Consider the following 10,770-nt stretch of genomic DNA (forward strand, 5'->3'; position numbering starts at 1 on the left):
CTACACCGTCATTGCGACCGGCCTCATCAGCTGGGCCGTCTTGGCCGCGAATCCCGAGCCCGTTTTCACCAAGGCCGCTGCCATCGTGTCAGCCGTCCTGTTGATCTACCTGGGCGTGGAGACGTTCCTGGAGTTGGTGGATGCGAGCCGGGAGTTGAAGCGAGCCACCGACAGAGCCACCAACCCCGAGGAACTGGAGCAGGCCAGCCGGCGCTTCGCGAACCGAGTGGGACCGGAGGTGGCGCGCGTCTTCGTCCTCGCGGCGACAGTGGTGGTGAGCCATGGCATGGCTGGGGGCGCCGGGTGGCTGGCGGCGCGTCTGTCGATGCTGCCCCGTTTCTCGGAGGCGGCAGCGGCAGGGGCCTCACAGATGGGTATCCACCTTGCGAACGTGGGACAGGTGAGCGCGGTGGCGGTGGTAGGAAGCACCATCGTCATCTCCTTGCCTGCAGCGGCGATTGCCATGGCGGCCGAGGGTATGGGAGGAGGAGCCGCAGTCGGGGGCAGTGCTAGCGGCTTCAGGTCCTGGGGCTCGTTCAGCGGCCTTAAGAGTGCCCTGGGCTCGGCGGGAGAGGGCAAGCAGTGGCACCACGTGGTGGAGCAATCACCGGGCAACGTGGCGAGGTTCGGGCCCCATGCGCTTCACAACACCGAGAACGTCATCCCCCTGGAGCAAGCGCTGCACACCCGCATCAGCGCGCTCTACTCGTCCATTCGATGGCATATCACCGGCTCGAAAAATCTGACCGTGCGCCAGTGGTTGAGCACGCAGTCGTACGAGGCCCAGCGCCAGTTCGGGCTTCTGGCGAGGGAGAACGTCACGAAGGGGATCTGGTAATGAAGTTGGAGAAGCTCGTCGAACAGTTCGCTGAGAACGTGGCCGCGCAGACCGACGCCATCTGGAGGGGAGACGCCAAGACAGGGAACAAGCACGCCCGGAAGTACGGCGCCGCGTTCGACAAGCTCCGGGCCCACGGCGATGCCGGGCGCGATGCACTCGCAGCACTCTTCACGCACCCCAGGATGGATGTCCGGGTGGCTGCGGCAGCGGTTCTCCTCCGGCATCGAACGGCAGAGGCCAAGGCGGTCCTGGAGGAAGCCGCCAAGGGCGAGGGGATGGTTCCATTCGAGGCGCAGCAAGCCTTGCAGCGCTGGGAGGAAGGCACCTGGGCTCTAGACCCCGCCTAGAGTGGTATAGGCACTCAGGCGAAAGGCTGCCTTCATGGAGAGCAATGGATCATGTAGGCTCGCGCCTGCCAGGCCGTAGCCGATCAGCCCCACTCGGGATGGCCTCAGGCCTCAAGCCCATGCCTCCCTGCCTCCTAGGTCGGCAGCCATCCATTTCATCAAGGAAGTCGGGAACTTGAGAGGTTACCCAGCCGCGTGGTACGACCGCGACGGCCCTAACCGTACGCCGCGACTGACCCCTGCCGGAGCCGCCTCTCCATGAGCGAGCAGAATGATCTCACGAGGACTGCGTCCTCTGCCTCCATCCCCGTGCCGGGTGGGCCTCCCACGAAGCCCGCAACGGAGGTCCTCGCCCAGAACCTGAGCGCCATGCCCGCTGCCACCACACCCGAAGAAGAAGCCCGCGAGCGCATCGCCGCCCTGGAGCGCGAGGCCCGCGCCCTGAGCTCCGCCGATCCCCAGGCCGCTGCCCTGCTCTTTCATGAGCTCGGCCTCGTCTGGGAGGAGACGCTCAAGAACCCGCGCAACGCTGCCGTCGCCTTCCAGAACGCCTACAAGCTCGCCCCCAAGTTCCTCGTCAACATCCGCGCCGCCCGCCGCCTCTTCGCGGACGTGGGCAACTGGCTCATGGTCATCCAGCTCCTGGATGCCGAGCTCACTGGCACCGAGGAGCCTCGCCAGAAGGCCACCCTCCTCTTCGAGAAGGCCACCATCCTCGAGGAGCGCCTGTCCCGAGACGAGGAGGCCAAGGCCGCCTGGCGCCAGTGCCTGGAGCTGAAGCCCAGCGAGATCGGGCTCCTCACCCAGCTCGAGGCGCACTACGCCGCCCGCAACGACTACGAGTCCCTCATCGAAGTCTACCGGCTGCTCGCGGGCGCGCTGGAGAACCCCTCGCTCCGCGCCCACTTCCTCACCTCCGCGGGCCTCGTGCTGGAGGAGCGCCTCCGGCAGCGTGAAGCCGCCGCCGTGTACTTCCGCGAGGCCTTCGGGCTGGATCGCTCGGATCTGCTGCTGCTGTCGGCCATGAAGCGCCTGGCCGAGCGCGAGGGCCGCGCCGACGAGCTGCTGGCCGCGCTGGCCGCCGAGGCCCACGTGCTGGGCACCCAGGCCACGCCCGCGTACCTCCAGATCGCCAAGGTCTACGAGCGCATGGGGCGCAAGGATGATGCCCTGGCCGCCCTGCTCGCCGCACGCCGCGTCACCCCCACCGAGCCGCTGGTCCTCTCCGAGCTCGCCGGCATCTACGAGACGCAGGGCCGCTACGAGGAGCTGGCGGACGTGCTCCTCACGTGGGTGGACTCCATCAACGACGAGGGCGAGCTGGTCGCCATCAACCTGCGCCTGGCCGCGCTCTGCGAGGAGGATCTCAAGCGCGAGCAGGATGCCATCTCCCGCTACCAGGCCATCCTCTCGCGCATCCCCGGCCACGGCCCCGCGCTGGCCGGCCTGGGCAAGCTCTACCACCGCATGGGCAACTGGGAGGGGCTCGTCTCCGTGTTCGACGCGGAGATCACCGCCGCCGAGGACGCCCGCCAGAAGGCCGCCCGCATGTACAAGGCGGCCGAGATCCTCGAGGAGAAGCTCGGGCGGCAAGAGGACGCGATCACCCGCTACAACACCTGCCTCCAGCTCCAGCCCGGCTACCTGCCCGCGCAGAAGGCCCTCTCGCGCCTCTACGAGCGCCAGGGCCGCTTCGCCGAGCTGGTCGCCATGTACGAGCAGGATCTGCTGCAGACCTCCGATCGCGATCAGCTCATCACCACGCTCAACAAGATGGCGGTCATCTACGAGGATCGCCTCGGCGATCTGGAGCACGCCATCGAGTGCATGAAGCGCATCCTCGATCTGGCGTCGGATCACCTGCCCACCATCCGCAACCTGGCGCGGCTGTACGAGCGCGCCGGGCGCTACCGCGAGCTGATCGAGACGCAGGAGCTGGAGGCCTCGTTCTCGGGAGACACCAAGCAGGTGCTCTCGCTCTACCACCGCAACGCGGAGATCCTGGACGAGCACCTCAAGGATCGCCCCGGCTCCATCGCCGTGTACGAGCGCGTGCTGTCGCTGTCCCCCTCGTACCTGCCCGCGCTCAAGGCGCTGGGGCGGCTGTACGCGCAGGAGGGCCGCTGGAACGAGCTGATCAAGATGTACCGGGCGGAGGCAGAGATCTCCCCCTCCACCGAGCAGGCCGCCACGCTCCAGTTCAAGATCGGTGAGCTGTACGAGCACCGGCTCAAGAGCCAGAACGACGCCGTCCCCGCCTACGAGGAGGCGCTGACGCTGGCGCCCAGCTACTTCCCCGCCCTGCGCGCGCTGGCCCGCATCTACCGGGCCAACGGCCACTGGGAGAAGCTCATTGAAGTCCTGCGCGCCGAGGCCGCCAACCGCATCGATCCGGTGGAGCGCGCCAACGCCCTCTTCCAGGCCGCCGCCATCTGGGAGGATCAGCTGCAGCGCCCGGAGCTGGCCATCGAGGGTTACCAGGAGGTGCTGAAGGTGTCGCCGGGCCACGCCCCGAGCCTGCGGGCCCTGGAGCGGCTCTACACCACCCAGGACAACACCAAGGAGGTGGTGGCCATCCTGGATCGCGAGACGCAGGTGGGCCAGACGCCGGGCGGCAAGGTGGCCGCCTACCTGAAGCTGGCGCGCCTGTACCTGGATCGCTTCCAGGAGCCCGCCCGCTCCGCGCAGTGCTGCGAGGCCGTGCTCCAGCTGGATGCGGGCAACTTCACCGCGCTGAAGATGCTCGAGCGCATCCGCGCCGCGGACAAGCCACGCCGCGCCGAGCTGCGCTTCCGCCTCTCCGAGCGCGTGCCGGACGCGCGCCTGCGCACCGCGCTGCGCCTGGCCGCCGCGGCCGATCAGGACAAGGGCTCCAATGAGGCCGCGCTCGAAGAGTACAAGCTGGCCTTCCAGGAGGACCCCGCGGACGTGCGCGTGGCCTTCGCGCTGGAGCGTGCGATGCGGCAGGCCGGTGACGCCTCGGGCCTGGCGTGGCTCTACAGCCGCCGCCTGGAGGTGGTGACGGAGCCCATCGAGCGCGTGGAGCTCCTGCTGCGCAGCGCTGATCTGGCCGAGCACAAGCTGGGCGATCTGGATCGCGCCGGCCAGCTCTACCTCGCCGCGCTGGAGGCCCAGCCGCAGTGCCTGCCGGCCCTCATGGGCAGCCGCCGTGTGCAGCTCAAGCAGGGCAACGCCGCCGCCGCGCGCGCCACCCTGGAGACCGAGGCCCGCATCAGCCGCGATCCGCGCAGCGCCGTGGAGGCCTTCATCGCCGCCGCGAAGCTCGCCTCCACACGGCTGAACGATCTGGATGGCGCCGCCACCCTCTACCGGCAGGCTCTGGAGAAGGATCCGCTCAACCCCACCGCCACCACCGGCCTGGAGGATCTGTTGGCCCAGCGCGGCGGAACCTCGGATCTGGCGGCCCTGCACGAGCGCCGCGGCGAGGCGAAGCTCGCCCAGCGCGATCCCAATGCCGCCGCCGCCGCCTTCATCAGCGGGGCGAAGCTGTACGTCGCCGCGCTGAGCGACCGCTCCAAGGCCATGGCGCTGGTGGAGCGGGCGCTCGCCGCGCAGCCCAGCCACCCGGACGGCCTGGAGATGAAGGGCCGGCTGCTGCTGGACACGCAGAAGTACGCCGAGGCCGCCGCGGCCCTGTCCCAGCGCGTTCAGCTGGGCGGTGATCCGCGCCTGCTGGCCCAACTCCACCTCACCCTCGGTGGCCTGTACCAGACGCACCTCAACGAGCCGAGCCGGGCCTCGGCGCACCTGCAGACGGCGCTGGCCGCCATGCCGAAGAACGAGGAGGCCCTGGAGCGCCTGGCCACGCTGCACTCCCAGGCGCGCAACTGGTCTGGCGCGGTGGACTGCCTCAAGCGCCTGCTGGAGCTGGATCTCACGACGGTGGATCGGGCCCGCCACATGGTGGAGCTGGCGCGCATCCACGACGAGGGCCTCGGTGACACCGCAGGCGCCTCCGCGCTGTACCGCAAGGCGCTGGAGCTGAGCCCCGGGGACTCGGAGCTCGTGGATCGGCTCGTCACCCTGTACGAGCGCGCCCACAACCTGCCGGAGCTGGCGCAGATGCTGGAGGCGCAGGTGGGGACGCTGGCGGCCATCGATCAGAAGCGGGCCCAGTCCGTGCGCCTGCGGCTTGCGGAGCTGTACACCCGCTCCCTTGAGCAGCCGGCGCGCGCCATCGCCGTCTACCGCCAGGCGCTGGACCAGGAGCCCACGAACATCCCGGCTCGCGCGGCGCTGGCGGATCTCTATATGCGTGACAGCGCGGCCACGGCGATGGCGATCGAAGAGCACCGGCAGCTGCTCAAGCTGGAGCCGACGCGGGTGGAGAGCCTCCACGCCCTCTTCAAGCTGTGGGAGGGCCTGAAGCAGCTCGACAAGGCCTTCTGCGCGGCGGCGGCGCTGATGTTCATGCGCTCGGCCAACGAGGTGGAGGTCGTCTTCTACAACGAGGCCAAGGGGCGGCTGGCGCAGGACGCTCAGGACAAGCTGGCGCTGGCGGATCTGGACAGCCTGCTGCTGCACCCGTCCGCTCGCGGGCCGCTGCTGGAGGTGCTGCGGGCCATGGGCGATCAGCTCGGCAAGCTGCACCCGCCCCAGTTCGAGGGGCTGGGGGTGGACAGAAAGGCGGACCGGCTCAAGCCGGACTCGGCGGTGTACAAGGCGATCCGCTCCGTGGCGCAGGTGTTCGGCGTGGAGGAGTTCGAGGTGTACATGGCCCGCCGCGGGCTGATGACACTGGAGACCACCGAGCCGCTGTCGGTGTGCGTCGGCGCGGACGTGGTGCGCAAGTTCAACGCCCGCGAGCAGAAGTTCCTCATTGGCCGCGCCGTGCTGGGCCTGCTCAACAAGACGGCGGTGCTCTCGAAGCTCTCCCAGGGCGAGACGGCGGATCTGTTCGGCAGCTCGATCCGCATCGCCGTTCCCCAGTTCTCCGCGCTAGGCCGGAAGAACGATGACGCGGTGAAGCAGCTGCGCAAGGCGTTCTCACGCAAGGCGATCAAGGCGCTGGAGACGCCGTCCCAGGCGCTCGGGGACGCGCAGAAGCTGGACCTGAAGCAGATGACGGAGGGGCTCCAGCTGTCGGCGGATCGGGCCGGCATGCTGATGTGCGGCGACATCGCGGTGGGCCTGGGGCTGGTCCTCCGCGAGGATCCCTCCATGGTGAACACGAAGGTGGACACGATGGATCCGGTGCTCCAGGCGCTGAGGCAGCGCTCCGATCTGCGGGATCTGATGGGCTTCTCGCTGTCCGATGACTTCTTCCGGCTGCGGCAGCGGCTGGGGCTGGGGCTGTAGCGCACGCCTGGCTGTAAGGCCTCTGAGGGCCCGAGCGCGTCACAACTCCCAGAGTGACACTCCATAGGGGCAGCTGATCCATTGCTCCTCTGGAGGTAGTCGCCATGTCGAAGGGATTGCAGTCGTTCCTGACCGTTCTCGTCTCGCTCGGGGTACCGCCCCTGGTGCTGCTCGGGGTCAGCCTGGCGAGCGGCGGGGCTCTCGCACCGGGCGTGGCGCTGATCGCTGGCGGCGTGTTTGGCCTCGGCTATGGCCTGGAGGCGGGCCTGCTGCGCAGCTATGACTTGTCCACCGGCGTGGGCTGGGTGGGGCTCATCGTGGATCTCACCTGGAGCCTGCCCAACACGGTGTTCGGGTTCCTCATCGGCAACCTCACCTATGTCTGGTTCGGCAACCTCTCGCGCAGCAACTCCGACGGCCAGGGGTGGATCGTCTTCATGCCGCGCCCGGGCAGCTCCTTCGGCCGGACCGTCCTCCAGACGCTGGGCACGGTGAACATTGGCGGCGCGGGCCAGCACGAGAAGATGCACCTGCTCCAGGCCCGCATCTTCGGCCCCCTCTACCTGCCCTTCGTGGGCGCCTCCTACGTGATCACCTTCACCCTGCAGGTGCTGTGGACGATCACCCTGGGCGGGCTCCTGAAGCTGATCGGCGTGCGGCAGAAGGCCTACTTCCGGCCCCCCGCCCACTCCGCCGTGGGCGGCTTCTTCGGCTGGATCTACTACGCCACGCCCATCGAGCTCTGGGCGTATGCCACTGGCAACCCGTAGCCCCTGCCAACCCCCGAGCCCCTGCCCTTCAGGCCCCGCGCGAGCACCTGGCGCGGGGCCTGTCTGACGTCAGCGCCAGCCCTCGAGCACGAGCTTGCCCACCATCTTCCCGGACTCGACCTTCGCGTGCGCCGCTCGCAGGTTCGCCGCGGAGATCGGCGTCAGCTTCTCCGTCAGCGTCGTCTTCAGCCGGCCAGCGTCGATCCACTCGGCCACCTGCTTCAGGATGCGGTGCTGCTCTACCATGTCCTCCGTCTGGAAGATCGCCCGGGTAAACATGAGCTCCCACGCGAAGCTCACGCTCTTGCGCATCAGCGCTCCCAACTTCACCGGCTGATCCGACTCGACGATGGAGACGATGCGCCCGAACGGCTTGATGACCTCCACCATGGTGTCCCAGTAGGCCGCGGTGTTCACCGTGTTGAAGAGGTAGTCCACCTCCGCGATCCCCAGCTCCTTGAGCTGCTTGGGGATGTCCTCCCGGTGGTTGATGACGTGGTCCGCGCCCAGGGTGCGGCACCACTGCTGCGACTCGGGCCGCGAGGAGGTGGCGATCACGCGCAGCCCCGCCAGCTTCGCCAGCTGGATCGCGATGGAGCCCACGCCTCCCGCCCCGTTGATGACCAACAGCGTCCGCCCCGCGTGCCGCCCGCCCACGTCGATGGAGAGCCGATCGAACAGGCCCTCGTAGGCGGTGACCGCGGTGAGCGGCAGCGCGGCCGCCTGCGCGAAGTCCAATGAGCGCGGCTTGGGCCCGACAATCCGCTCGTCCACGGCGTGCAGCTCGCTGTTGCACCCGGGCCGGGTCACGCTCCCCGCGTAGAAGACGGCGTCTCCCACCTTGAAGAGCGTGCAGTCCGGCCCCGTGGCCTCCACCACCCCCGCGACATCCCAGCCGAGCACGCGCGGCGTTTCCTCGATCTTGTCCTTGGGGGACCGGACCTTCACATCCACCGGGTTGACCGAGATGGCATGGACTCGCACCACCAGATCCCGCCCCTGGGGCTTGGGATCGGGCAGCTCCACATCGAGCAGCGACTCGGGATCCGAGCTGGGCAGGTAGCGCTTCAGGGCAACGGCCTTCATGGCTTTCGCTCCTCTGTGAAGACACGCGGCGGCACCGCGAGGCGGGCGAACCTAGGACTCCTCCGGGATTGCCACAACGCCCGCGGGGGCACCCGTGTGTTGGCCCTCAGGCTGATCCACGCCTCCCTGGATGTGACGGGTCGGGGCAGGATTTCGACTCGTCGCGTCAAATCTGAACGCATTTTCCTGAATTTCCCATTTATAGCTATTAAGCAGATGCAGATCTTCGAGGGCCTCGATGCCGCAGCAGCAGACTCAGGAAGGCAGGCAGAAACCCGATGATGAGGAGGAGGAGCGCCTCAGGGCACTTCACCGCCTTGGGTTGCTCGATCGAGAGCCCAACCCTGAGTACGACGCGATCGTCCAGCTCGCCGCGGACTTCTGCGAGGCCCCCATCGCGCTGCTCAGCCTGGTGGACCGCAATCGCCTCTGGTTCAAGGCCAAGGTGGGCTTCCCCGGGATCGTCCAGACGGTGCGCCAGGGCTCGTTCTGCACGACCGCGATCGAGCACGAGGGGCTCTTCGTCATCGAGGATGCGCTCGAGGACGCCCGCTTCCGGGACAACCCGCGCGTCCAGAGCACGCCCCACATCCGGTTCTACGCTGGGACGCCACTGCGGACGGAGGATGGCTTCCAGATCGGCATGCTCTGCGTCATCGATCACGTCCCCCGCCGGCTGGGCATGCTCCAGCTCCGCGCCTTGGAGCAGCTCGGCAGGCAGCTGGAGACGCACTTCCGCCTGCGCCTCGAGCTGCGCCAGGCCCGGGAGCGCAACGAGGAGCTGGAGCTGGCGCGGGAGCGCCTGAACGCGCTCAACGAGCACCTCCAGGTCGAGATCCACGAGCGCCACCGGGTCGAGCGGGATCTGCGCTCCCAGCGGGAGCTGCTGAACACCATCCTCAGCCACATCCCCCACTCGGTGTTCTGGAAGGATCGCGAGGGTGTCTTCCTGGGCTGCAATGACGCGTTTGCGCGCCAGCTCAGCCTGGCCGCCCCCCAGGAGATCATCGGCCACAGTGATCCCGACTTCGGCTTCCCTCCCGAGCAGCTCCGGGACTTCCGCCGGGATGATCTGGAGGTGGTCAACAGCGGCAAGCCCATCCTCGGCATCGAGGAGCCCTTCCGGGGACCGGATGGAAAGGATCGCTGGCTGCTGACGAGCAAGGTGCCGCTGCTGGATCCGGATGGGAACGTCTGGTCCGTGCTGGGGATCTTCGCGGACATCACCGAGCAGCGCCGCCAGGGGGACCAGCTCCAGGAGGCCCTCCTCCAGGTGGAGCGCCATGCCTCGCGCCTGGAGATCCTGGTGCACGAGGCGCGCGAGCGCACCCGCCGGCTCATGGAGGCCTCCCTGGACGCCGTCTTCGTCCTGGACAGCGTGGGCTGCGTGCTCGAGGTCAACCCGGTGGCCTGCCAGCTGCTGGGGCTCCAGGGGGCTCAGCTGCTGGGCCTGCCCTTCGACTCGCTCGCCCCTGAGGCGGAGCGGCTCTCGCTGCGCCGAGCGCTGGGCGATCTGCTCACGCGCGGGACGATGCGTCTGGAGGATCAGGGCCTGCGCTCCACCAAGGGCCACCGGCTGGCGGTCCAGCTGCTCGGCTCGCTCCAGGACGTGGGAGACACCCGGCGTCTGCTCATCATCGGGCACGATCTCACCGAGCAGCGGCGCCTGGAGCAGCAGAGCATCCAGAACGATCGCCTGGCGGCCATGGGGGTGCTGGCGGCAGGCATCGCCCACGAGATCAACAACCCCACCGCCTACGTGCTCTCCAACCTCGACTTCTTGCGGCAGTGGCTCGAGGAGCTGGAGCATCACCTCAAGCCCCTGCCCACACTCCCGGAGGCGCTCCAGCTGGGGCTCAGCGAAGCCCGCCAGTCCCTGGCCGACTGTATCGAGGGGTGCTCGCGCATCCACGACATCGTCCGAGGCATGCGCCACCTGTCCCACCAGGGCCACTCCGAGGAGCTCACCGTCCTGGACATCCACTCCATCCTGGACTCGGTGCTGCACATCTCTCATGGAGAGCTGAAGCACACGGCGAGGCTGGAGAAGGAGTACGCCCCGGAGCTGCCCCTGATCCTCGGCAACGAGGGGAGGCTGGGCCAGGTGTTCCTCAACCTCATCGTCAACGCCGTGCATGCCATGCAGCCCGGCCCGCCGAGCTCCAACCGGCTGCGGGTGCGCACGTGGCTTGACGGCCCCCAGGTGCGCATCGACATCTCGGACACTGGCCACGGCATCCCCCACGAGGCCCTGCCCCACATCTTCGATCCCTTCTTCACCACCAAGCCGGCCGGCGTGGGCACGGGGCTCGGCCTCTCCATCAGCCACTCCATCGTCCAGAAGATGGGCGGCGAGCTGCGGGCGACCAGCCAGGTGGGACAGGGGACGACTTTCTCCCTTCTGCTG

General features: G+C 68.4%; 5 protein-coding genes and 1 pseudogene. 5 read left to right on the plus strand and 1 reads right to left on the minus strand.

Annotated elements, in window-relative coordinates; genetic code table 11:
• From VD972_RS38545 to VD972_RS38560, 4 genes and pseudogenes are all read left to right on the plus strand, one after another.
• Positions 1–838, plus strand: a pseudogene (locus VD972_RS38545) (hypothetical protein); the annotation flags it as partial.
• Positions 838–1,188 (plus strand): DUF2019 domain-containing protein, encoded by a 351-nt coding sequence (locus VD972_RS38550; RefSeq protein WP_324993824.1) that lies wholly within the window; start codon positions 838–840, stop codon positions 1,186–1,188. The pseudogene VD972_RS38545 and the gene VD972_RS38550, both read left to right, overlap by 1 nt.
• Positions 1,189–1,446: 258 nt before the next feature.
• Positions 1,447–6,507: a tetratricopeptide repeat protein gene (locus VD972_RS38555; RefSeq protein WP_324993825.1), complete on the plus strand. Its 5,061-nt coding sequence runs from the start codon at positions 1,447–1,449 to the stop codon at positions 6,505–6,507.
• 104 nt (positions 6,508–6,611) lie between these two features.
• Entirely contained in the window at positions 6,612–7,277 is a 666-nt protein-coding gene (locus tag VD972_RS38560; protein ID WP_324993826.1) for a hypothetical protein, read from the plus strand.
• A gap of 69 nt (positions 7,278–7,346) precedes the next feature.
• Here VD972_RS38560 and VD972_RS38565 read toward each other — a convergent pair whose 3' ends face one another.
• Positions 7,347–8,363 carry a zinc-binding alcohol dehydrogenase family protein gene (locus VD972_RS38565; protein ID WP_324993827.1) on the minus strand — a complete coding sequence of 339 codons (1,017 nt, stop codon included), beginning with the start codon at positions 8,361–8,363 and terminating at the stop codon, positions 7,347–7,349.
• A gap of 238 nt (positions 8,364–8,601) precedes the next feature.
• Between VD972_RS38565 and VD972_RS38570 the strand changes: the two genes are divergently transcribed.
• The coding region (locus tag VD972_RS38570) for a PAS domain-containing protein (RefSeq protein ID WP_324993828.1) at positions 8,602–10,770 on the plus strand (2,169 nt) is incomplete at its 3' end.

Source organism: Hyalangium sp. (assembly GCF_035629615.1).
Classification (GTDB): domain Bacteria; phylum Myxococcota; class Myxococcia; order Myxococcales; family Myxococcaceae; genus Hyalangium.

What these genes read in the sequence shown, in the direction of transcription:
- VD972_RS38550 (WP_324993824.1), top strand. Translation starts at nt 838, where the DNA reads ATGAAGTTGGAGAAGCTCGTCGAACAGTTCGCTGAGAACGTGGCCGCG.
- VD972_RS38555 (WP_324993825.1), top strand. Translation starts at nt 1,447, where the DNA reads ATGAGCGAGCAGAATGATCTCACGAGGACTGCGTCCTCTGCCTCCATC.
- VD972_RS38560 (WP_324993826.1), top strand. Translation starts at nt 6,612, where the DNA reads ATGTCGAAGGGATTGCAGTCGTTCCTGACCGTTCTCGTCTCGCTCGGG.
- VD972_RS38565 (WP_324993827.1), bottom strand. Translation starts at nt 8,363, where the DNA reads ATGAAGGCCGTTGCCCTGAAGCGCTACCTGCCCAGCTCGGATCCCGAG.